The organism is Pseudomonas sp. P4_C1, from assembly GCF_056402155.1.
This window is the reverse complement of record NZ_JBFUHY010000003.1, coordinates 66,619-87,612: the sequence shown is the minus strand read 5'-3', so window position 1 is coordinate 87,612 and position 20,994 is coordinate 66,619. Positions and strand designations below refer to the sequence as shown.

General features: G+C 58.0%; 23 protein-coding genes. 15 read left to right on the top strand and 8 right to left on the bottom strand.

Annotated features, from left to right (window positions below):
• Positions 1 to 141: 141 nt before the first annotated feature.
• From AC1DU9_RS02890 to AC1DU9_RS02860, 7 genes are all read left to right on the top strand, one after another.
• Positions 142 to 711 carry an electron transport complex protein RnfA gene (locus AC1DU9_RS02890; protein WP_477809713.1) on the top strand — a complete coding sequence of 190 codons (570 nt, stop codon included), beginning with the start codon at positions 142 to 144 and terminating at the stop codon, positions 709 to 711.
• Entirely contained in the window at positions 708 to 1,721 is a 1,014-nt protein-coding gene (rsxB, locus tag AC1DU9_RS02885; RefSeq protein ID WP_477809712.1) for an electron transport complex subunit RsxB, read from the top strand. Before AC1DU9_RS02890 ends, rsxB begins: the two co-directional genes overlap by 4 nt.
• Positions 1,708 to 2,694: an RnfABCDGE type electron transport complex subunit D gene (locus AC1DU9_RS02880; protein WP_477809711.1), complete on the top strand. Its 987-nt coding sequence runs from the start codon at positions 1,708 to 1,710 to the stop codon at positions 2,692 to 2,694. The genes rsxB and AC1DU9_RS02880 overlap by 14 nt, the downstream gene beginning before the upstream one ends.
• Positions 2,691 to 3,302 carry an RnfABCDGE type electron transport complex subunit G gene (locus tag AC1DU9_RS02875; protein WP_477809710.1) on the top strand — a complete coding sequence of 204 codons (612 nt, stop codon included), beginning with the start codon at positions 2,691 to 2,693 and terminating at the stop codon, positions 3,300 to 3,302. Before AC1DU9_RS02880 ends, AC1DU9_RS02875 begins: the two co-directional genes overlap by 4 nt.
• Positions 3,295 to 3,879 carry an Rnf-Nqr domain containing protein gene (locus AC1DU9_RS02870; protein ID WP_223459953.1) on the top strand — a complete coding sequence of 195 codons (585 nt, stop codon included), beginning with the start codon at positions 3,295 to 3,297 and terminating at the stop codon, positions 3,877 to 3,879. Before AC1DU9_RS02875 ends, AC1DU9_RS02870 begins: the two co-directional genes overlap by 8 nt.
• 25 nt (positions 3,880 to 3,904) lie before the next feature.
• Positions 3,905 to 4,543 carry an endonuclease III gene (nth, locus tag AC1DU9_RS02865; RefSeq protein ID WP_223459951.1) on the top strand — a complete coding sequence of 213 codons (639 nt, stop codon included), beginning with the start codon at positions 3,905 to 3,907 and terminating at the stop codon, positions 4,541 to 4,543.
• Between the two features lie 106 nt (positions 4,544 to 4,649).
• Positions 4,650 to 4,829, top strand: coding sequence for a PA3496 family putative envelope integrity protein (locus AC1DU9_RS02860; protein ID WP_223459949.1), 180 nt, complete (start codon positions 4,650 to 4,652; stop codon positions 4,827 to 4,829).
• 80 nt (positions 4,830 to 4,909) lie between these two features.
• On the opposite strand, the gene AC1DU9_RS02855 is transcribed toward AC1DU9_RS02860, so the two are convergent.
• Positions 4,910 to 5,536 carry a response regulator transcription factor gene (locus AC1DU9_RS02855; RefSeq protein WP_008053528.1) on the bottom strand — a complete coding sequence of 209 codons (627 nt, stop codon included), beginning with the start codon at positions 5,534 to 5,536 and terminating at the stop codon, positions 4,910 to 4,912.
• Positions 5,537 to 6,007: 471 nt separating this feature from the next.
• Here AC1DU9_RS02855 and AC1DU9_RS02850 point away from each other — a divergent pair, with 471 nt between their 5' ends.
• Complete coding sequence (locus tag AC1DU9_RS02850; RefSeq protein WP_477809734.1) at positions 6,008 to 6,712, top strand: hypothetical protein; 705 nt, start codon at positions 6,008 to 6,010, stop codon at positions 6,710 to 6,712.
• Between the two features lie 149 nt (positions 6,713 to 6,861).
• Here AC1DU9_RS02850 and AC1DU9_RS02845 read toward each other — a convergent pair whose 3' ends face one another.
• Positions 6,862 to 8,079 (bottom strand): argininosuccinate synthase, encoded by a 1,218-nt coding sequence (locus AC1DU9_RS02845; protein WP_007985864.1) that lies wholly within the window; start codon positions 8,077 to 8,079, stop codon positions 6,862 to 6,864.
• A gap of 129 nt (positions 8,080 to 8,208) precedes the next feature.
• Complete coding sequence (locus AC1DU9_RS02840) at positions 8,209 to 9,114, bottom strand: flagellar protein MotY (RefSeq protein WP_477809709.1); 906 nt, start codon at positions 9,112 to 9,114, stop codon at positions 8,209 to 8,211.
• Between the two features lie 159 nt (positions 9,115 to 9,273).
• Here AC1DU9_RS02840 and pyrC point away from each other — a divergent pair, with 159 nt between their 5' ends.
• Both pyrC and rnt read left to right on the top strand, forming a co-directional pair.
• Positions 9,274 to 10,320, top strand: a complete 1,047-nt coding sequence (pyrC, locus tag AC1DU9_RS02835; RefSeq protein ID WP_223459944.1) for a dihydroorotase — start codon at positions 9,274 to 9,276, stop codon at positions 10,318 to 10,320.
• A complete protein-coding gene (rnt, locus tag AC1DU9_RS02830; RefSeq protein ID WP_046043606.1) occupies positions 10,317 to 10,994 on the top strand; it encodes a ribonuclease T in 678 nt (225 codons plus the stop codon). Before pyrC ends, rnt begins: the two co-directional genes overlap by 4 nt.
• A 211-nt stretch (positions 10,995 to 11,205) precedes the next feature.
• Here rnt and AC1DU9_RS02825 read toward each other — a convergent pair whose 3' ends face one another.
• On the bottom strand, positions 11,206 to 11,808 hold the full coding sequence (locus AC1DU9_RS02825; RefSeq protein ID WP_093226492.1) for a peroxiredoxin: 603 nt from the start codon (positions 11,806 to 11,808) through the stop codon (positions 11,206 to 11,208).
• A 311-nt stretch (positions 11,809 to 12,119) separates the two neighbouring features.
• On the opposite strand from AC1DU9_RS02825, the gene AC1DU9_RS02820 reads away from it, so the two are divergent.
• Positions 12,120 to 12,338, top strand: coding sequence for a bacterioferritin-associated ferredoxin (locus tag AC1DU9_RS02820; RefSeq protein WP_008053520.1), 219 nt, complete (start codon positions 12,120 to 12,122; stop codon positions 12,336 to 12,338).
• Positions 12,339 to 12,536: 198 nt separating this feature from the next.
• Positions 12,537 to 13,013, top strand: a complete 477-nt coding sequence (bfr, locus tag AC1DU9_RS02815; RefSeq protein ID WP_223459941.1) for a bacterioferritin — start codon at positions 12,537 to 12,539, stop codon at positions 13,011 to 13,013.
• Between the two features lie 181 nt (positions 13,014 to 13,194).
• Here bfr and grxD read toward each other — a convergent pair whose 3' ends face one another.
• Positions 13,195 to 13,533: a Grx4 family monothiol glutaredoxin gene (grxD, locus tag AC1DU9_RS02810; RefSeq protein WP_223459939.1), complete on the bottom strand. Its 339-nt coding sequence runs from the start codon at positions 13,531 to 13,533 to the stop codon at positions 13,195 to 13,197.
• 97 nt (positions 13,534 to 13,630) lie between these two features.
• The gene (locus AC1DU9_RS02805; RefSeq protein ID WP_477809708.1) at positions 13,631 to 15,739 is read right to left on the bottom strand and encodes a molybdopterin oxidoreductase family protein; all 2,109 of its coding nucleotides are present in this window, start codon (positions 15,737 to 15,739) and stop codon (positions 13,631 to 13,633) included.
• Between the two features lie 540 nt (positions 15,740 to 16,279).
• Between AC1DU9_RS02805 and argF the strand changes: the two genes are divergently transcribed.
• Together argF and AC1DU9_RS02795 are read left to right on the top strand one after the other, a co-directional pair.
• The gene (argF, locus tag AC1DU9_RS02800; protein WP_223459934.1) at positions 16,280 to 17,200 is read left to right on the top strand and encodes an ornithine carbamoyltransferase; all 921 of its coding nucleotides are present in this window, start codon (positions 16,280 to 16,282) and stop codon (positions 17,198 to 17,200) included.
• Positions 17,197 to 18,306 carry an ABC transporter ATP-binding protein gene (locus AC1DU9_RS02795; protein WP_223459932.1) on the top strand — a complete coding sequence of 370 codons (1,110 nt, stop codon included), beginning with the start codon at positions 17,197 to 17,199 and terminating at the stop codon, positions 18,304 to 18,306. Before argF ends, AC1DU9_RS02795 begins: the two co-directional genes overlap by 4 nt.
• Before the next feature lie 128 nt (positions 18,307 to 18,434).
• Here the strand turns inward: AC1DU9_RS02795 and AC1DU9_RS02790 are convergent, their stop codons facing one another.
• Complete coding sequence (locus AC1DU9_RS02790) at positions 18,435 to 19,217, bottom strand: PhzF family phenazine biosynthesis protein (protein WP_223459929.1); 783 nt, start codon at positions 19,215 to 19,217, stop codon at positions 18,435 to 18,437.
• 106 nt (positions 19,218 to 19,323) lie between these two features.
• Positions 19,324 to 19,794 carry a Cys-tRNA(Pro) deacylase gene (ybaK, locus tag AC1DU9_RS02785; protein ID WP_477809707.1) on the bottom strand — a complete coding sequence of 157 codons (471 nt, stop codon included), beginning with the start codon at positions 19,792 to 19,794 and terminating at the stop codon, positions 19,324 to 19,326.
• Positions 19,795 to 20,142: 348 nt separating this feature from the next.
• On the opposite strand from ybaK, the gene AC1DU9_RS02780 reads away from it, so the two are divergent.
• Entirely contained in the window at positions 20,143 to 20,994 is an 852-nt protein-coding gene (locus AC1DU9_RS02780; RefSeq protein WP_108214995.1) for an MIP/aquaporin family protein, read from the top strand.

Below are 20,994 nucleotides of genomic sequence, written 5' to 3'. Positions count from 1 at the left end.
CAGCCGTGCCTGACGCGACTGTGGGATTTTCATGTCTGGCCCACCCTCCCGCCTTGCCGGATAATGCCTAAGCTTTTCAGACCATCTCCTGTAGGAGCGAGCTGGCTCCTACAAAAACTACCGTTCCTGCCGGCACGAACAATGACCGAAATCCTGCTTACGCTCATCAGCGCTGCCCTGATCAACAACCTCGTGTTGCACTGGCCGTTGGCCGTCGATCCGTTGCTGGCCGGCCAGCGCCGTCAGGTCCATGCCTTGGGCATTGCGACGACGTGCCTGATCCTGGTCGTGGGCATGCTCGGCTACGCGCTCTATCACTGGCTGTTGGTGCCGCTGCAATTGACGCCGTTGCGTCTGTTTGTGTTTCTGCCATTGAGCGTGCTGCTGATCAGCCCGTTGCTGAAGTTTCTGGCGCGGTTGTTTTCGACACTGCCGTTTGAAGGCCTCTGGCCGTTGCTGCTGGGCAATGCCGGCGTGCTCGGCGTAGCCTTGCTCAATGCTCAGGAAGACAAGGGTTTCTTTCACGCCACAGCCTTGGGCCTCGGTGCAGGGCTGGGCTTCTGGCTGGTGCTGAGCCTGTTCGTTGATTTGCGTGAACGTACGGCCGGCAACGATGTTCCCCTGCCCTTTCGCGGCCTGCCGATCGACCTGATTGGTGCCGGCCTGATTGCAGTGGCTTTTCTCGGATTCAGCGGACTGATCAAAACATGAGTCTGATTCAACGCATCGACGCACTCTTGCCGCAAACCCAATGTGGCAAATGCGGCCACCCCGGGTGCAAGCCGTACGCCGAAGGCATCGCCAGCGGTGAGCCGATCAACAAGTGTCCGCCCGGTGGCAAGGAAACCATCGCGGCCCTGGCCGAGTTGCTGAAGGTGCCTGTGCTGGAACTGGACATCACTCGCGGCTCGGCACCTGCGCAGATCGCCTATATCCGCGAAGCCGAGTGTATTGGTTGCACCAAGTGCATTCAGGCCTGTCCGGTCGATGCCATTGTCGGTGCAGCCAAACTGATGCACACGGTGATCATCGATGAGTGCACCGGTTGCGATCTTTGCGTGGCACCGTGCCCGGTGGACTGCATCGAAATGCGCCCGCTGCCAATGGACACCGTATTGCCGGTTGTCGGGGGCCTGGCCCTCACACCGCAAGCACGGCAGGCCCGCACCCTCAAGCGCGATCACGCACGGCGCCGCTTCGAACAACGCAATGCCCGCTTGCAGCGCGAAGAACAACAGAAAATCGCCGAACGCCAGGCCCGGCAACGTGCCGCGCAACCTGCCGAGGCGACTGTCGACCCGGTGCAGTCCGCCCTCGAGCGTGTTCGCGCACAGAAAGCCGCCAATGCCGATGCCGCGCTGAAAAAGGCGAAAATCGATGTCGCGATGAGTCGGGCGCAGCTGCAAAAATCGCTGAAGGCGTTCGGGCATCCGCCAACCTTCGAACAGCAATCGCAGTTGATCGTCCTGCAACAGCAGTTCGAAGCCGCCGAACAAAAACTGGCGCAACTGGAAACCATCACCCCACCAGCCCCTGCGCCGGCGGTCGCAGCGGTGTCGTCAAATGACGCCGATCTGAAACGGGCCAAGATCCAGTTGGCCATGCGCCGCGCCGAACTCAAGAAGGCTCAGGCCAGTGCAGCACCGGCGGAACAAATCGAAGCCCTGGAGCGCGCACTCGGTGAAGCCGAACGCCAGGTGGACGCCCATGCCAGCCCTTGAAGCGGTTGATGATCGCCTGCAACAGGCGATGAAACTGGTGCTGCTGGCCACGCTGCCAGGAATACTGGCGGCGTTCTGGCTGTACGGCTGGGGCGTGTTGATCAATCTGGTTCTGGCGACCGCTGCTGCGCTGGCCGTCGAGGCCGCCGTCGTGCAATGGCGCAGGCGGCCGCTACAACCAACCCTGAGGGACGGTAGCGCGTTGGTCAGTGCCACCTTGCTGGCTCTGGCGCTACCGCCTTACTGCCCATGGTGGCTGACCCTCAGTGCTGCCGCTTTTGCCATGGTGTTTGGCAAGCACTTGTATGGCGGTGTCGGCTCGAATCCTTTCAACCCGGCGATGCTCGGTTTTGCTCTGGTGCTGGTGACCTTCCCCCAACCAATGACCCATTGGCCATCGTCCCATGGCATGGATCTGCCGAGTGGTTTGCAGCAAGTGTTCGGTGTCGGCCAGGCGCCGGATGCATGGGTGCAGGCCACGGCACTGGACAGTCTGCGGATCAACAAAAGCCTGACCATGGATGAACTGTTTGCCGGCAACCCGGCATTCGGCCACTTCGGCGGCCGGGGAGTGGAATGGATGAGCCTGGCGTTTCTGGCAGGTGGATTGTTTCTCCTGCAACGGCGGGTGATCAGTTGGCATGCCCCGGTCGGCATGCTGGCCAGCCTGTTCATCATCAGCTTGCTGTGCTGGAACGGGTCGGGCTCCGACTCCCATGGTTCACCGCTGTTTCATCTGCTTAGCGGCGCAACCATTCTGGGGGCGTTCTTCATCATCACCGAACCGGTGTCCGGCGCCAGAAACCCAGGCGCGCGACTGCTGTTCGGCGCTGGCGTCGGACTGCTGACTTATCTGATCCGTACCTGGGGCGGCTATCCGGACGGCATCGCCTTTGCCGTGCTGTTTATGAACCTGTGCGTGCCGGCGCTGGAGAGGTTCGTGGCGGCCAGACAACAGCCGGAGGCACCATGAACCGGACGTCAAGCATCGCGCTTCTAGTGCTTTTGACCGCACTGGGCCTTGGTGTGACGTACTTCGTGCAGCTCGGCAGCGCGCCGCGCATTGCAGCCGAACAGCGCCTGATCGACAGCCGTAATCTGCTGGACCTGATCGCGCCGGACAGCTACGACAATCAACCACTCGAACACCCCATCAGGGTCGAATCAACTGCCCTGACCAACAGCGCCTTGCTCGGTGGCTATCTGGCGACCCGGACCGATCAACCCGTCGCAGTGTTGCTGCGCAGTCAAACCCTTGGCTACGCGGGTGCCATCGACCTGTTGATCGCTGTCGACGCCAATGGCAGGTTGCTGGGCGTCAAAACCCTCAAACAGTCGGAAACCCCTGGACTGGGTGCGCGGATCGCCGACTGGCCCAATGCCTGGCTTCAGGTTTTTTCCGGCAAGTCTCGAACAGAACCGGGCGACAGTGGCTGGGCGTTGAAAAAGGATCAGGGGCAGTTCGATCAGATTGCAGGTGCGACTATCACCTCAAGGGCGGTGATCAATGCCGTCCACGATGCGTTGCGCTACTTCGATGAACACCGGCAACAACTGCTCGGAAACCCTGCCCATGGATAACTCATCGACTCCGCGCAACGCCTTGATGCTGACGCCGCTGATCGGCGCTAGCGAGTCGCTGATGGCCGCACTTGGCCTGTGCCTGATGTTCATGGTAGTGACCCAGTTGTTCAGCCTGGCCATGGGCGCCCTGCGATCCCGACTGGTCCCGGCGAACCGTTTGCTGGCCAGCATCCTGTTGGCAACCACGCTCACCAGTTGCGCGGAACTCATGGCACAGGCCTGGTCGCTGCAATGGCAGCAGCATCTGGGGTTTTATGGCGCTTTGATCGCCTTGCAATGCGTCGTACTGGAACACACGGGATTCTTTCAGAACAGCTGGCACACACGCCTGCGACTCAATGGACAGTTTGTCGTGCTGATGATCGCACTGGGCCTGCTGCGCGAACTCATCGGCAACGGGACACTCGGAAATCACCTGGCGTGGCTGATCGGCGCTACGCAAACTGACTGGCAAGGCTGGGTACTGATGGCCGATGGCGGGCTGCGCCTGGCCACATTGGTCCCTGGCGGGTTCATTCTGCTCGGATTGCTGATCGCCGCCTGGCAGGCCTGGCGACCCAGCTCCACACATTGATCGTCTTCGAGGAAACGCACTGCCCATGAATGCCGCAAAACGTCTGGAAATTTTCCGCAGGCTGCACGAGGACAACCCGGAACCAAAGACCGAACTGGCCTATTCCTCACCGTTCGAATTGCTGATTGCCGTGATTCTCTCGGCGCAGTCGACCGATGTCGGCGTCAACAAGGCCACAGCCAGGCTGTTCCCGGTCGCCAATACCCCGGCAGCGATCCATGCCCTGGGTGTCGAAGGACTGTCGGAGTACATCAAGACCATCGGTCTGTACAACAGCAAGGCAAAAAACGTGATCGAAACCTGCCGCCTGCTGGTCGAGCGCCACGCAGGTGAAGTGCCACAAACCCGCGAAGAGCTGGAAGCACTGCCCGGCGTCGGCCGCAAAACCGCCAATGTGGTACTCAATACGGCATTCCGTCAGCTGACCATGGCCGTCGACACGCATATTTTCAGGGTCAGCAACCGGACTGGCATTGCTCCCGGCAAGAATGTGATTGAAGTCGAGAAAAAGCTGATGAAATTCGTGCCCCGGGAGTACCTGCTCGACTCCCATCACTGGCTGATCCTTCACGGCCGCTACGTTTGCCTGGCCCGCAAGCCCCGATGCGGGAGCTGCCGGATCGAGGACTTGTGCGAATACAAGCACAAAACCTCCGACGATTGAGGCGCTATTAGGTTTATTGAATTGTCGATTGAAAAAATCTTTTTTACCCGCCGGGAGATTGTCGATATAAGGAGCGCCAAAGGCCTTCTTAGCCTGGAGTAACTAAATGAGTACTGGCAAAGAGCAATTGGACGTAGAAGACGACTTCACCACCGCCGAAACCGATGATGCTGAGCCGGTGGTTGAAGCAGCGAAAACTAATCTGAGCAAACGCCGCACCATCGACAATCTGCTGGAGGAGCGCCGACTGCAAAAGCAATTGGCCGATTACGATTTTGACTTATGACACCTGAGAGCCTCCCGAAACGGAGGCTTTTTTTTAAGTGCCATACTCTGGTGGACGCCCCTTGTCGCACAATTACGTCATCACACCAGACCATTGCGTTGTGCCAACTCGATCAAATCGACCAGAGACCTCGCATTCAGTTTGAGCAACAGGCGGGTCTTGTAAGTACTGACTGTTTTATTGCTGAGAAACATTCCATCGGCAATCTCTTTATTGGTCTTTCCTCGGGCCAACTGTTGCAGGACCATCATTTCCCGCCCCGACAATCGATCAACCATATCGGCCTCGCTGGCGTTCCCCAAACTGCAACGCACGGTATGCAAGGCTTGATTAGGAAAGTAACTGTAGCCTGACAACACGGCCTTTATCGCACTGAGCAACTCCGTCAGGTCTTGTTGCTTGCAGACATAACCGGCCGCACCGGATTGCATGCAACGCATTGAAAAATGCCCCGGCGCCTGGGAAGTCAGGATCAGAACTTTCATCGGCATTGAGGTCGAAGACAAACGCGCAATGACTTCCAACCCGTCCAGCTTCGGAATCCCGATATCCAGAATGACAATATCCGGCATAAGTTCACGGGCCAGTTGCAGTGCATCCACACCATTATCGGTTTCTGCAATAACTTCGTAGCCATGACGTTCCATTAGCATACGTACCGCAAGACGAATGACGGGGTGATCATCCACGATCAGCACTTTATTCATGGGCAAGTCCAATTTTCGCTGTTCGAATTTTTAGAGCCCGCACAATAGCCTAGTCGTTTCACCCATGGCATGTCGCCCCTCCCAGCCACCCACACCAAGAGACATCCCCTACAAACAACACGGATTCCTCCTACAAAAATCCCTCGAACGGAATGAGTTGAAAACTGTGTCAGCGTCAGTGTGTCGCACTTTCCAGCCGTCACCTCTATCGATTTACGACCAAAATTTTCCGAGAGCCCGCCTGAGCGGTCGCGCCCTGACAAACATAAGCCTCTACCCCCTGTTAAAACGTAACTGATATTTTCGCACTAAACATTCACACCAGAAATATCACACATCAGGCATCCAATTACTCTTACAGCAAATAATATTTTTTGAGCAATCATTAAAGCACCACCAACACCCAAAGAACCGAAGAAAACACAACGACCACTACATAAAACCACTCGAAAAAGACAATAGAGCATGAATATGGAACATAATAAAAAACGAATCACCAACCCGATGACAATTATCGCGATATTCGCAGCACTCTCTGAGACATCGGCAGCCATTTCTCTACCCTTCCTCGACCAAGAGGAAAGAGAACTCTATGTCTGGTTTCTGATCAGCTTTCCGTTTTATTTACTTTTGCTTTTTTTCGTGACACTCAACTTCAACTACAAATCCCTTTATGCGCCCTCCGACTTTGAAAAAGGAAAACACTTCATGAGGGTCATGGATGTTGCCGGGCGGCCGGAAAAAAAAGCGTCCGGGAAGTCCTCTGGGAGTTCCGCTCTGGAAACGTCGACGAATGACCGGCGGTCAGCTCGGACGCCCTGCGGCGCACAGGGCCCACCAACGGAAATTGGCCTGCAAAGCACCGTATTTGTTCAGCATCGACTTCAGTTACCGGAGTTTATAAAAGACCTGTACATCGTGGATGCACGCTGGATGAGCAAGGAGGTCGAGTTTGGAGCGCTGCTGGAAAACCTCCAGAGGCCACGGGAAAAGACGGCGTACGTGATTCTGTTTGTCACCTGTGCCGTTTCGGAGACTTTACTGAAAGCCAGTGCGCTTAAATATTCAAAGCAGGCCAGGAAGCGCTGTGCCGCCTTTTATGTTGCCTACAATCTGGACTCGCACAGGTTGTCGGTCATTGATCAGGCCGGGCAACCGGCAAACAACAATGTGTAGTACAGGTCAGACCATTGGAAGGAGGAAAACAGGAAATCATCAGCGCAAACGAAAACACCCGACAACGTAGCAACTGGCGTCACACCCCGTTTTCAGGTACCTGACCTCATCGAGGACGAGGTCAGGTATCCATCACGATCTCAAAGGTCTCAGAACAGCTTCCGGCCTTTATTCGCCGCAATGCGCATGCGCAAGGCGTTGAGCTTGATGAAGCCCGCCGCATCCGCCTGGTTGTACGCGCCGCCATCTTCTTCAAAGGTCGCGATGTTGGCGTCGAACAGCGAGTCGTCGGACTTGCGGCCAGTGACGATCACATTGCCCTTGTACAGTTTCAGGCGCACAACGCCGTTCACGTTGACCTGGGACGCATCGATCATCTGTTGCAGCATCAGACGCTCAGGGCTCCACCAGTAGCCGGTGTAGATCAGGCTGGCGTACTTGGGCATCAGCTCGTCTTTGAGGTGCGCCACTTCGCGGTCCAGGGTGATCGATTCGATCGCACGGTGGGCGCGCAGCATGATGGTGCCGCCCGGGGTTTCGTAGCAGCCGCGGGACTTCATGCCCACATAGCGGTTCTCGACGATGTCGAGACGGCCGATACCATGTTCGCCACCGATACGGTTCAGCGTTGCCAACACGGTGGCCGGAGTCATTTCGACGCCGTCCAGCGCGACGATGTCGCCGTTGCGGTAGGTCAGTTCCAGGTACTGCGGCTTGTCTGGAGCGTTTTCCGGGGAAACGGTCCAGCGCCACATGTCTTCTTCGTGCTCGGTCCAGGTGTCTTCCAGCACGCCGCCTTCATAGGAGATGTGCAGCAGGTTGGCATCCATGGAGTACGGGGATTTCTTCTTGCCGTGGCGTTCGATCGGGATCGCGTGCTTATCGGCGTAATCCATCAGCTTTTCACGGGACAGCAGGTCCCATTCGCGCCAAGGGGCAATCACTTTCACACCTGGCTTCAAGGCGTAGGCACCGAGTTCGAATCGAACCTGGTCGTTACCCTTGCCGGTGGCGCCATGGGAAATGGCGTCAGCGCCGGTTTCGTTGGCGATTTCGATCAGGCGCTTGGCGATCAGCGGACGAGCGATGGAAGTACCCAGCAGGTACTCGCCCTCGTAAACGGTGTTGGCGCGGAACATCGGGAAAACGAAATCGCGCACGAACTCTTCGCGCAAGTCATCGATGTAGATCTCTTTGACGCCCATGGCCTGCGCCTTGGCGCGTGCCGGTTCGACCTCTTCGCCCTGACCCAGGTCAGCGGTGAAGGTCACCACTTCACAGTTATAAGTATCCTGCAGCCACTTGAGGATCACCGAAGTGTCCAGGCCGCCGGAATACGCCAGAACGACCTTGTTTACGTCCGCCATGCCATCACTCCACGGGATTCTACGGAAAGCCGGGAAGTCTACCGCTCATGCAGAATAATTTACAGTGGCGCGACAGCTTATGACGACGAAGCGACAGATTCTGTCGAGAGCGCGACGATGACCGGAGAGTCAGGAAGTTGCCGAGATGGCCGCTTTCGTCGCTTGTGGGGCGACTTGTTCCGTAGATGCTCCGCGCTCCAGGCGTACCGCTACCCGACGGTTCTTCGCACGGTTGGTGTTGCTGGTATTAGGCGCCAACGGATAACGTTCGCCATGGAAACGCACAGTGATTTGCGACTCCTGGATGCCGTTGGCCTTGAAGAAATCCATCACTGCCAGGGCTCGGCGCCGCGACAGGTCGCGGTTGGTCAGGCGGTTGCCGCTGTTGTCGGAGTGACCGTCGAGTTCGATGTGATTGACCGTCGGATCGGCCTTCATGTACTCCAGCATCACCTGCAACTTGGCCTTCGCGGCGCTGTCGAGTTCGATTCCGCCGCCGGGGAAGCCGATTTCGGATCGCTTCACCTGTTCGAAGTTCTGCGGCAACAGTTTGGCCACGCAGCTTTGATAATCGGCAAACGCCTTGGTGAACCTGACCGGCAGCAAGCGCACTTCCGACACCCGGCCATCCCCCGAAGAATGGCGAACCACCGGGCTGCGACCGTCCATCAGTCCGCTGATCAGGCGCCCGGCCTGAACCTGTGAACTGTTGAACAACACGTTGCCGCTGCCGATTCTCACCGTTCCCAGGTTGATATCGTCACGCCCCGGTTGCCACGGTGCCGCAGCGGCCAGCAAGGTCGCCGAGCCCCCGCCCATCATCGGGTTATAGGCTTTCAGACGAAACGTTGCCTGCTCACCGGCCTTGCGCACGAACTCGCCCGAACCGAAGTCGGTAATCGGCTGAGTCAGGCGGCATTCGAACTTGTCACCTTCGACCGTCCACTCAATGCTCTCCAGACGAGTCTGGAAAGTGAGCGCCATCGCGGGAAGGCTGGCAAACACACTGAGCAAGGCTAAATAACGCTGGCGCACGGGAGGCTCCACTGGCTTCTACAACAAAAAGACCGACACACACATGTTTACGGCATACCTGTTGGATATCGGAAGCTTCCTGCAAAACTTGATAGCGAGTGCCTGCAAGAGTCTTTTCCGGTAGCATTCCCTTGAGTTTGACCCGCCTGGAATCCCCTCATGTCCGACCGCCTGACCCTGCTGCGTCCCGACGACTGGCACATTCATCTTCGAGATGGTGCCGTGTTGACCAATACCGTCGCGGATGTCGCGCGCACCTTTGGCCGCGCGATCATCATGCCCAACCTGGTTCCACCAGTGCGCAACGCGGCCGAAGCCGACGGCTATCGCCAGCGGATTCTCGCTGCCCGCCCGGCCGGCAGCCTGTTCGAGCCACTGATGGTCCTGTACCTGACCGACCGCACCCAGCCCGAAGAAATTCGCGAGGCCAAGGCCAGCGGATTCATTCACGCCGCCAAGCTGTACCCGGCCGGCGCGACTACCAACTCGGATTCTGGCGTCACCAGCATCGACAAGATCTTTCCTGCACTCGAGGCCATGGCCGAAGTCGGGATGCCGTTGTTGATTCACGGTGAAGTCACCCGAGGCGATGTCGACGTTTTCGATCGCGAAAAAATCTTCATCGACGAGCACATGCGTCGTGTGGTCGAGCGTTTCCCGACCCTCAAAGTGGTGTTCGAACACATCACCACCGCGGACGCCGTGCAGTTCGTCAACTCGGCTTCGGCCAACGTCGGCGCGACCATCACGGCTCACCACCTGCTGTACAACCGCAACCACATGCTGGTGGGCGGGATTCGGCCGCACTTTTATTGCCTGCCGATCCTCAAGCGCAATACGCACCAGGAAGCCCTGCTCGACGCCGCCACCAGCGGCAGCGACAAGTTCTTCCTCGGCACCGACTCGGCGCCCCACGCCCAGCACGCCAAGGAAGCGGCCTGCGGCTGCGCCGGTTGCTACACAGCCTTTGCTGCCATCGAGATGTATGCCGAAGCCTTTGAACAGCGCAACGCGCTGGACAAGCTCGAAGCCTTCGCCAGCCTCAACGGCCCGCGGTTCTATGGTCTGCCGGCCAACACCGATCGCATCACCCTGGTCCGCGAAGAATGGACCGCCCCGACCAGCCTGCCATTTGGCGAGCTGACCGTTATCCCGCTGCGCGCCGGTGAAAAACTGCGCTGGCGCCTGCTGGAGGAACACGCGTGAGTGAAGACCATTTCGACGACGAACTGGAAGGCAATGGCGGCGGAGGCGGTCCTCGTCATCCAATGGCTGCCAGGTTCCGTGGTTACCTGCCAGTTGTCGTCGACGTAGAAACCGGTGGCTTCAACTCAGCCACCGATGCCCTGCTGGAGATCGCCGCGACCACCATCGCCATGGATGAAAAGGGTTTTGTTTACCCGGATCACACCTACTTTTTCCGTGTCGAGCCGTTCGAAGGCGCGAACATCGAAGCGGCCGCCCTGGAGTTCACCGGGATCAAGCTCGATCACCCGCTGCGCATGGCCGTGAGTGAAGAGTCTGCCCTGAACGATATCTTCCGCGGCGTGCGCAAGGCCCTCAAGGCCAATGGTTGCAAACGGGCGATCCTGGTCGGGCATAACAGCAGCTTCGACCTGGGCTTTCTGAATGCAGCGGTTGCGCGCCTGGACATGAAGCGCAATCCGTTCCATCCGTTCTCCAGTTTCGATACCGCAACGCTCGCGGGCCTGGCCTACGGTCAAACCGTGCTGGCCAAGGCTTGCCAGGCAGCGGACATCGACTTCGATGGTCGCGAGGCTCACTCGGCCCGTTACGACACCGAGAAGACCGCTGAACTGTTCTGCGGCATCGTCAATCGCTGGAAGCAAATGGGCGGTTGGGAAGATTTCGACGATTGATGCTGTTGGCTCTTTGTGGGAGCGAGCCTGCTCGCGATGGACTAGAGAACACTGCGGGGTGTCAGGCTCCCAGCGTCATCGTTGACGACCATCGTCGGAACGCCGCCCGGAGCAGGCTCGCTCCTACAGTGACCAGAAATCCCGCCCATAAAAAAACCGGCCTCGAAGGCCGGTTTTTTTGTACCTGCTTTTTATAGCTGGAGCGTGCGCCTTACAGAGCAGCAGCGTGCTCGGTCAGGTAAGCCGCAACGCCTTCTGGCGAAGCGTTCATGCCTTTGTCGCCTTTTTTCCAGTTGGCAGGGCAGACTTCGCCGTGCTCTTCGTGGAATTGCAGAGCGTCGACCAGACGCAGCAGCTCTTCCATGTTACGGCCCAGCGGCAGGTCGTTGATGATCTGCGAACGGACAACGCCTTTGTTGTCGATCAGGAACGCGCCACGGAAAGCCACGCCGTCAGCGGACTGAACGTCATAGGCTTTCATGATTTCCTGCTTGATGTCGGCAGCCATGGTGTAGCGAACTTCGCCGATACCGCCATTGTTGACCGGGGTGTTGCGCCAGGCGTTGTGGGTGAAGTGCGAGTCGATCGACACAGCGACCACTTCAACGTTACGCGCCTTGAACTCGGACATGCGGTTGTCCAGAGCGATCAGCTCGGACGGGCAAACGAAGGTGAAGTCCAGTGGGTAGAAGAACACCAGGCCGTATTTGCCTTTGATCGCCGAAGACAGGGTGAAGCTGTCAACGATCTCGCCATTGCCGAGTACGGCCGGTACGGTGAAGTCAGGGGCTTGTTTGCCTACGAGTACGCTCATTGGATATCTCCTGGTGTAATAGCGTGAGAAACAGGGTTCGTATCAGCCTGCCACCCTGAGGCGACAGCCCTGTGACACGATCCCCGGTCGCAAAAGACCGGTCATCATACACCGCGTGTTTGAGCTGGATTAGCTGTTTTTTCCCGGTACGATGAAATCCTCATCGGTTTTGTATCACCGATTCGCCAGACAGACCGTTCGTCAGCCATCCCCGTTTATGACGGAAAGTGCACTGAAACCACTTTGACAATCATTCTCGTTAACATTAAGATCCATCGCAATTGAGTCACAATCAGCGACGGTCCTTCCTTATGTATGTTTGCCTCTGCACTGGCGTCACCGACGGTCAAATCCGCGATGCGATCTATGAAGGATGCTGCAGCTACAAGGAAGTCCGAGTGGCCACCGGCGTTGCCAGTCAATGCGGCAAATGTGCCTGCCTCGCCAAGGAAGTGGTCCGCGAGACCCTGACCAAACTGCAAACGGCTCAGGCTGCAATTCCTTTTCCAGCGGAATTTACCGCGGCTTAAATATCGAATTTCAAAGAACCGGACATATGTCCGGTTTTTTTATGTCTCAAAATCAACTAGTTATGCTCTAGACGCGGAACACAAACATTCTTATTCCGATTAATTTTCATTTAAGTTTCAATAACTTAGGTTTGACACTCTTAAATACGCAGCTCAAACTCTGCCCTATTGACAGCTAATAAAGGGCAGGACCCCATCATGAAAGGCGACGTTACAGTCATCCAGCATCTCAACAAGATCCTCGCCAATGAGCTGGTCGCGATCAATCAATACTTCCTGCATGCGCGCATGTATGAAGATTGGGGCCTGAACAAGCTCGGCAAGCACGAGTACCACGAATCCATCGACGAGATGAAGCACGCGGACAAGCTGATCAAGCGCATTCTGTTCCTTGAAGGCCTGCCGAACGTCCAGGACCTGGGCAAGCTGCACATCGGCGAACACACCAAGGAAATGCTCGAGTGCGACCTGCGTATCGAACGCATCGGTCACGCTGATCTCAAAGTGGCTATCGCTCATTGCGAAACAGTTGGCGACTTCGGTAGCCGTGAGCTGCTTGAAGATATCCTCGAGTCCGAAGAAGAACATATTGACTGGCTGGAAACCCAGTTGGGCCTGATCGAAAAAATCGGACTCGAGAACTATCTGCAATCGCAGATGGGCGACGACGAGTAAGTTCTACGTCGTTAATCTCGATGCATTAAAAAGCCCCGCCCTCTTTCGAGGAGCGGGGCTTTTTATTGCCCGGATGTAGGAGCGAGCTTGCTCGCGAGAATCGCGAACGTTAACGCGTAAAACCAGATACCCAGCGGGGCTTTGGTTTTTTCGCGAGCAAGCTCGCTCCTACAGGTGCCAGTCAGGCTTCAGTCTTGGCAGCGGCCTTGGCGGCGGCTTCCTTGATCAGTTTCTCCAGCGAACCGTCAGCAGCCATCTCAGTCATGATGTCGCTACCGCCGACCAGCTCACCGGCGACCCACAGCTGTGGGAAGGTTGGCCAGTTGGCGTATTTTGGCAGGTTGGCGCGGATTTCCGGGTTCTGCAGGATGTCCACGTACGCAAACTTTTCGCCACACGCCATCACGGCCTGCGCGGCCTTCGCAGAGAAGCCGCACTGCGGGGCATTCGGCGAGCCTTTCATGTAAAGCAGAATGGTGTTGTTGGCAATCTGCTCTTTAATCGTTTCGATGATATCCATGGAGCACCTCGGCTGAACTTTCCGACTCATGGGTCGGCACGGTGGCGCATTGTAACGGAAAGCCGAGCGCCCTGCTCGGTCTCTCCGTCAGTCTGATTCAAGCCGCCGAAACTGTCACCGGCACGCCATTGAGCGCGGCATTTCCCGACAGTTCGTCAAGCCGGCATTCGTCAGTCAGGTCGTTGGCGCTCGAGCCCGGCTGACTGCTGGCAATCGACATTTGCACGCCCGGCCGCGCATGGCCCCAGCCATGAGGCAGGCTGACCACGCCCTTCATCATGTCCAGACTGCCAAGCACTTCGACCTCAATCACACCCACCCGTGAACTGACTCGCACACGTTGCCCGTCACTGAGCCCGCGACTGGCCAGGTCGTCCGGATGCATCAGTAACTGATGACGCGGCTTGCCCTTCACCAACCGATGATAATTATGCATCCATGAGTTGTTGCTGCGCACATGCCGGCGGCCAATCATCAACAACTCATCGGCGGCCGGTGGCTGCAAGACTGCGAAGCGCGCCAGGTCCGCAAGAATCACCACAGGAGCAGCCTGGATGCGTTGATTGGCGGTCTTCAGGCGTGGTGCCAGGTTAGGCTTGAGCGCTCCCAGATCAACGCCATGGGGGTGATCGAACAAGGTCGCCAGCGACAGCTTGTGCTCTGACGTGTCGCCGTACATCCCCATGCGCAGGCCGCGATCGATCATTTGCGCCGGGGTGATGGTGGGCTTCAATTCTTTGCCGGTCCTGGCGGCAAATGCCTTGGCCAGCCCGACGAAAATCTCCCAGTCGTGCAATGCACCTTCGGGTTTGGCAAGGATTGCGCGGTTGAAACGGCTGACGTTGCGCACCGCAAACAGGTTGAAGGTGGTGTCGTAATGGTCGTTTTCCAGTGCCGATGTGGATGGCAGGATCAGGTCGGCGTAACGCGTGGTTTCATTGATGTACAGGTCGATACTGACCATGAACTCCAGTCCGTCCAGCGCCTGCTCGAGCTTTCGGCCATTGGGCGTGGACAGCACCGGATTGCCTGCCACAGTGATCAGCGCCCGGACTTGCCCTACCCCTTCGGTGAGCATCTCTTCGGCCAGCGCCGACACCGGTAACTCTCCGGCGTATTCCGGGCGCCCGGAAACCCGGCTCTGCCACAGATTGAAATGCCCGCCAGAGGTCGACGCCACCAGGTCCACCGCCGGCTCGGTGCACAAGGCGCCCCCCACGCGATCGAGGTTGCCGGTGACCAGGTTGATCAACTGCACCACCCAGTGGCACAGCGTACCGAAGGCCTGGGTCGAGACGCCCATGCGGCCATAGCAGACTGCACTCGGTGCCGCGGCAAAGTCCCGCGCCAATTGGCGGATCTGTTCGGCCGGTACGGCGCACAACGGGCTCATGGCTTCGGCGGTGAACCGCGCGACGGCATCCCGCACGTCCTCCAGACCGTCTACCGGCAGATGGCTGTCGCGGGTCAGACCTTCAGCGAACAAGGTATTGAGCAGCCCGAACAACAGCGCAGCATCACCGCCCGGGCGCACGAACAGATGCTGATCGGCAATTGCCGCCGTTTCACTACGGCGCGGGTCGACCACCACCACCTTGCCACCCCGGGCCTGTATCGCCTTCAAGCGTTTTTCCACATCCGGCACGGTCATGATGCTGCCGTTCGRAGCCAGTGGGTTGCCGCCCAGGATCAGCATGAAATCGGTGTGATCGATGTCCGCAATAGGCAGCAACAACCCGTGGCCGTACATCAAATGACTGGTCAGGTGATGGGGTAATTGATCGACCGAGGTGGCGGAAAACCGGTTGCGGGTTTTCAGCAGGCCGAGGAAGTAATTGCTGTGGGTCATCAGCCCGTAATTGTGCACGCTGGGGTTGCCTTGATAGACCGCCACGGCGTTTTGCCCGTGACGTTCCTGAATGGCGGCGAGGCGTTCGGCGACCAGATTGAATGCCGCTTCCCACTCGATGGGCTGCCACTCATTGCCCACCCGCTGCATCGGCTGGTGCAGGCGATCCGGATCGTTCTGAATGTCTTGCAACGCCACGGCCTTGGGGCAGATGTGCCCACGACTGAACGTGTCCTGGGGGTCGCCCTTGATCGAAGTGATCTGGACGTTTCCGCCTTCGACCTCGGTGGTTTCGATGGTCAGGCCACAGATGGCTTCACACAAATGGCACGCACGGTGATGGAGAGTCTTGGTCATGGCCAGTCTCTGTCTTGTTATGGGCGGGCAACGTTGGCCGCGGAAACAAAACTATGGCGCCAGACCCGCCGCCACGCCAGCGACGTGCGTCTTGTGAATCGGTGGATATCAGGCCAGCCGATGGCCACCGGAGTTCAGTTCGAAGGTAGCCCGGGTGGCGCCTGCAGCTGAATTTCCTGAAGAGTTTCAATCGGCTCGTGGGGGCCGTTCGTCGAGCCCGGTACTGATGAATGACAGGTCAGAAACCGACTGTCAGCGTACCATTGCCGCCCCGCTTGATTGCCAAGCCCCGAGAGGCCGGTGTACAAATGGGTCGCTGCTATCAGGAAACAGGCTTCAAAAGCGCTACCTCGGTGAACCCGTAGCACCTCTGAAACTCCCTAAAAACTGTAGCCCTATTGGTAAGACGCGACATTTAATTATAAGATCGCGCCTTCCCCTATTTCGTCGCCCCGTGCGGCTTACGCCGCAGGTCTCGCCCGTTGTTCCGTTAAACAAGGCTTTGAGCATCTGCGGTTTGTAGCAAAAAGGTAGTCAATGATGAGCGCAAGGCACTTTCTCTCCCTGATGGATTGCACGCCCGAAGAGCTGGTCAGCGTGATCCGTCGAGGCGTTGAGCTCAAGGACCTGCGTAACCGCGGCGTACTGTTCGAGCCTCTGAAAAACCGCGTCCTGGGGATGATTTTCGAGAAATCATCGACCCGCACCCGGATCTCCTTCGAGGCTGGCATGATCCAGCTCGGCGGCCAGGCGATCTTCCTGTCGCCACGCGACACCCAACTGGGCCGTGGCGAGCCGATCGGCGATTGCGCCATCGTCATGTCGAGCATGCTCGACGCAGTGATGATCCGTACCTTTGCCCACAGCAACCTGACCGAATTCGCCGCCAACTCCCGCGTACCGGTAATCAACGGTCTGTCCGATGACCTGCACCCGTGCCAGTTGCTGGCGGACATGCAGACCTTCCTCGAACACCGCGGCTCCATCCAGGGCAAGACCGTGGCCTGGATCGGCGACGGCAACAACATGTGCAACAGTTATATAGAAGCGGCGATCCAGTTCGACTTCCAGTTGCGCGTGGCCTGCCCGGAAGGCTACGAGCCCAATCCTGAATTCGTGGCCAAGGCCGGCGATCGGGTCTCCATCGTTCGCGACCCGAAAGAAGCCGTGCGCGGTGCACACCTGGTGAGCACCGACGTCTGGACCTCCATGGGTCAGGAAGAAGAAACCGCCAAGCGTCTGAAGCTGTTCGCACCGTACCAGGTCAACCGCGCCCTGCTTGACCTGGCCGCTGAAGACGTACTGTTCATGCATTGCCTGCCGGCGCACCGCGGCGAAGAAATCAGCGTCGACCTGCTCGACGACAAACGTTCGGTGGCCTGGGATCAAGCCGAAAACCGCCTGCACGCGCAAAAGGCCTTGCTCGAGTTTCTCGTCGAACCGGCGTACCACCACGCATGAGCCAGCCTTTACTGCTTAACCTGCGCAACCTCGCCTGCGGCTATCAGGACCAGCGTGTAGTACAGAACCTGAACCTGCATCTGAACGCTGGTGACATCGGTTGCCTGCTCGGCTCTTCGGGCTGCGGCAAGACCACCACACTACGGGCGATTGCCGGCTTTGAACCGGTACATGAAGGCGAAATCCAGCTGGCGGGCGAAACCATCTCCAGCGCCGGCTTCACCCTTGCTCCGGAGAAACGTCGCATTGGCATGGTGTTCCAGGACTACGCGCTGTTTCCGCATTTGAGCGTGGCCGACAACATCGCCTTCGGCATTCGCAAGCATCCGCAAAAGGATCGCGTTACCGAAGAACTGCTGGAACTGGTCAACCTGAAGAACCTCGGCAAGCGCTTCCCCCACGAGCTTTCAGGTGGCCAGCAGCAACGCGTCGCCCTGGCCCGCGCACTGGCGCCAGATCCGCAATTGCTGTTGCTCGACGAGCCGTTCTCCAACCTCGATGGTGAATTGCGCCGCAAGCTCAGCCACGAAGTACGCGACATCCTCAAGGCCCGAGGCACCAGCGCGATCCTGGTGACTCACGACCAGGAAGAAGCCTTCGCAGTCAGTGACCACGTTGGCGTGTTCAAGGAAGGTCGCCTGGAACAGTGGGATACGCCCTACAACCTGTATCACGAACCGCTGACACCCTTCGTGGCGAGTTTCATCGGCCAGGGCTATTTCATTCGCGGTCAGTTGAGCAGCCCGGAATCGGTGCAAACCGAGCTCGGCGAATTGCGCGGCAACCGGGCCTACACCTGGCCGGTAGGCGGTGCCGTGGACGTGCTGCTGCGTCCGGACGACATCGTGTACGCGCCGGACAGCGCACTGAAGGCGCGAATTGCCGGTAAGACGTTCCTGGGTGCGTCGACCCTGTATCGCTTGCAGCTGCCGACAGGCGCACAGCTGGAATCAATCTTCCCGAGCCATGTCGATCGCCAGGTTGGGGCGGATGTGGGTATTCGTGTCGCGGCTGAACACCTGGTGCTGTTCCAGGCGTCCGGCAGCACGGCGGCGCAGATTCCCGCTGTTGAACCAGGTGTCCGGCGTTACAGCACCGCTAGCTAAACAACACAATCCCTGTGGGAGCGAGCTTGCTCCGGGCGGCGTTCCGACGATGGCGTTGGATCAGTCAACACCTCTGTTGAATGTGATACCGCTATCGCGAGCAGGCTCGCTCCTACAGTGGTTTTGGATCAGCCCAACATCAGCGTCCCGCTCGCCACGAGCGTCGCATTTCCGCCGATCTTCACTCGATCGCCTTCCAGTCGACAGAACAATTCCCCACCCCGCGCCGAACGCTGAAAAGCCGTCAGGTTCGACTTGTCCAAGCGTTTCGACCAGTACGGGATCAGGAGGCAATGGGTCGATCCGGTCACCGGGTCTTCATTGATGCCGATTGCCGGTGCGAAATAGCGAGAGATGAAATCGTGCTGACTGCCTCGGGCCGTCACGATGGCGCCCAGCCATGGCAATTTCGCCAGGGCAACCATGTCCGGCTTGCAGTCGAGCACGTCCTGCTCGGATTCAAGCACCACGAACAGCTCGTTTGAGCCAAGTACCTCCAGGGCTTTCACACCCAGTGCACGTTCGGCAGCCAGAATGTCGCTCACTTGCGTCGGCACGATGGCCGGAAAGTCCAGCCACAACCGCCCACCTTCACGGGTCACGCTCAACGGTCCGGATTTGCAGGTGAAGTCCAGTCGCTCGACGGGCTCTTTATAGATCTCAAACAACACATAGGCGCTAGCCAGCGTCGCGTGACCACACAATGGCACCTCGGTGGTCGGCGTAAACCAGCGGATGTGCCAGCCCTGCCCTTCGCGCACGACAAACGCCGTTTCGGCGAGGTTGTGCTCGGCGGCTATCTTTTGCATCAATTCATCGGCGAGCCAGGTATCGAGCCGATAGACCATTGCCGGGTTACCACTGAACGGCTGATTGCTGAACGCGTCGACCTGATGAAACTCAAGCTGCATAACCTTCTCCCTTGGTTTGTCCGCTGAGCATGCAGCGCCGACCGAACGAGCGCCAGTGACAGAGCGGGCAGATTTTCACCATACAGCACTGCACCTGCTTCGAAGCTCACGCACGGCCGATATCGGCAAACTTCGCCTGGGTGTGTTCAGCCAGCACCGCCGGTGCCAGCTCGACTTCCAGCCCACGTCGGCCCGCACTGACAAAAATGCTGGCGAAGGGCTGGGCCGAATTATCAATGAAGGTACGCAAACGCTTTTTCTGCCCCAGCGGACTGATCCCGCCCAACAGATAGCCGGTAGAGCGCTGCGCTGCCGCCGGGTCGGCCATTTCGACCTTTTTCACCCCCGCGGCGTGGGCCAGCCCTTTCAAGTCCAGGCTGCCGATAACGGGCACCACAGCCACCAGCAGCTCGCCCTTTTCGCTGGCCGCCAGCAAGGTCTTGAACACCTGCGCCGGATCGAGCCCGAGTTTTTCCGCCGCTTCCAGCCCGTAGGAGGCGGCCTTGGGATCATGTTCGTAACTGTGTACGCGATGTTCGGCCCGAACCTTTTTCAACAAATCCAATGCGGGGGTCATGACAGCTCCAGACTGGGCGGCAGAAGAAAAATACTGCGCCCGATTCTAGGACATTGATCATTAAAAGGCTCTACAGCGGCGCATCCATAACGCCATTGCCTGGCCATCCCATTCCCCAATGACTCACCCATTCATGCAACAAATAGTTTTTTTGTGACCGACGGTTCACTTTCGACCTTTGACAGCAGCGTTTCTTGTCTATATTTTTTCGTTTCTGAAACTGCACGAAACGTCCTACCGCTGCACCCAGCAGTAAACCGCGACTAGGATGGGGATCCTGTCTCGCTGAAAACCGCGCTCCGACCATGATGGAAAAGAGCGCCAGACAACAAAAAAAATGAGGTTTCAATGACAACTGCTTTACAACAACCGTCGCTCTCGAGCCAATGCATGGCCGAGTTTCTGGGTACGGCGCTACTGATTTTTTTTGGTACAGGTTGTGTTGCCGCGCTCAAAGTCGCGGGTGCCAGTTTTGGTTTGTGGGAAATCAGCATTATCTGGGGCGTCGGCGTCAGCATGGCGATCTACCTCACCGCCGGGGTTTCCGGAGCTCATCTGAACCCTGCCGTCAGCATTGCCCTGAGCATTTTCGCGGACTTCGAAAAACGTAAATTGCCTTTCTATGTACTCGCCCAGGTGGCGGGTGCCTTCTGTGGAGCGTTGCTGGTCTACACCCTCTACAGCAATCTATTCTTCGAATTCGAACAAACGCACCACATGGTTCGCGGCACTCAAGCCAGCCTCGAATTGGCCTCTGTGTTCTCCACCTTCCCGAATCCTGTGCTGACCACCGCCCAGGCATTTCTGGTCGAGGTGATCATCACGGCCATCCTGATGGGCGTGATCATGTCCCTGACCGATGACAACAATGGCCTGCCCAAAGGCCCGTTGGCACCGCTGCTGATCGGCCTGCTGATTGCGGTGATCGGTAGCTCGATGGGACCGCTGACCGGTTTTGCCATGAACCCTGCGCGGGACTTCGGCCCTAAACTGATGACTTTCTTCGCTGGCTGGGGTGAAATTTCCTTCACCGGCGGACGCGATATTCCGTATTTCCTGATTCCTGTTTTTGCACCGATTGTCGGTGCCTGCCTCGGCGCCGCCGCCTATCGCGGGCTGATTGCCCGCCATCTGCACGGCGCCGTACCTGCTACAAAGGATGCAACAGCTGCCATTGACGGCAAACCCAGAACTTCTTGA

Coding starts and splice junctions, on each gene's coding strand:
- AC1DU9_RS02870 (WP_223459953.1), top strand. CDS start 3,295: ATGGATAACTCATCGACTCCGCGCAACGCCTTGATGCTGACGCCGCTG.
- AC1DU9_RS02855 (WP_008053528.1), bottom strand. CDS start 5,536: ATGAATAAAGTGCTGATCGTGGATGATCACCCCGTCATTCGTCTTGCG.
- ybaK (WP_477809707.1), bottom strand. CDS start 19,794: ATGACCCCCGCATTGGATTTGTTGAAAAAGGTTCGGGCCGAACATCGC.
- AC1DU9_RS02795 (WP_223459932.1), top strand. CDS start 17,197: ATGAGCCAGCCTTTACTGCTTAACCTGCGCAACCTCGCCTGCGGCTAT.
- pyrC (WP_223459944.1), top strand. CDS start 9,274: ATGTCCGACCGCCTGACCCTGCTGCGTCCCGACGACTGGCACATTCAT.
- argF (WP_223459934.1), top strand. CDS start 16,280: ATGAGCGCAAGGCACTTTCTCTCCCTGATGGATTGCACGCCCGAAGAG.
- AC1DU9_RS02825 (WP_093226492.1), bottom strand. CDS start 11,808: ATGAGCGTACTCGTAGGCAAACAAGCCCCTGACTTCACCGTACCGGCC.
- grxD (WP_223459939.1), bottom strand. CDS start 13,533: ATGGATATCATCGAAACGATTAAAGAGCAGATTGCCAACAACACCATT.
- AC1DU9_RS02860 (WP_223459949.1), top strand. CDS start 4,650: ATGAGTACTGGCAAAGAGCAATTGGACGTAGAAGACGACTTCACCACC.
- AC1DU9_RS02850 (WP_477809734.1), top strand. CDS start 6,008: ATGGAACATAATAAAAAACGAATCACCAACCCGATGACAATTATCGCG.
- rsxB (WP_477809712.1), top strand. CDS start 708: ATGAGTCTGATTCAACGCATCGACGCACTCTTGCCGCAAACCCAATGT.
- AC1DU9_RS02780 (WP_108214995.1), top strand. CDS start 20,143: ATGACAACTGCTTTACAACAACCGTCGCTCTCGAGCCAATGCATGGCC.
- AC1DU9_RS02845 (WP_007985864.1), bottom strand. CDS start 8,079: ATGGCGGACGTAAACAAGGTCGTTCTGGCGTATTCCGGCGGCCTGGAC.
- AC1DU9_RS02875 (WP_477809710.1), top strand. CDS start 2,691: ATGAACCGGACGTCAAGCATCGCGCTTCTAGTGCTTTTGACCGCACTG.
- bfr (WP_223459941.1), top strand. CDS start 12,537: ATGAAAGGCGACGTTACAGTCATCCAGCATCTCAACAAGATCCTCGCC.
- AC1DU9_RS02890 (WP_477809713.1), top strand. CDS start 142: ATGACCGAAATCCTGCTTACGCTCATCAGCGCTGCCCTGATCAACAAC.
- AC1DU9_RS02790 (WP_223459929.1), bottom strand. CDS start 19,217: ATGCAGCTTGAGTTTCATCAGGTCGACGCGTTCAGCAATCAGCCGTTC.
- AC1DU9_RS02820 (WP_008053520.1), top strand. CDS start 12,120: ATGTATGTTTGCCTCTGCACTGGCGTCACCGACGGTCAAATCCGCGAT.
- AC1DU9_RS02880 (WP_477809711.1), top strand. CDS start 1,708: ATGCCAGCCCTTGAAGCGGTTGATGATCGCCTGCAACAGGCGATGAAA.
- nth (WP_223459951.1), top strand. CDS start 3,905: ATGAATGCCGCAAAACGTCTGGAAATTTTCCGCAGGCTGCACGAGGAC.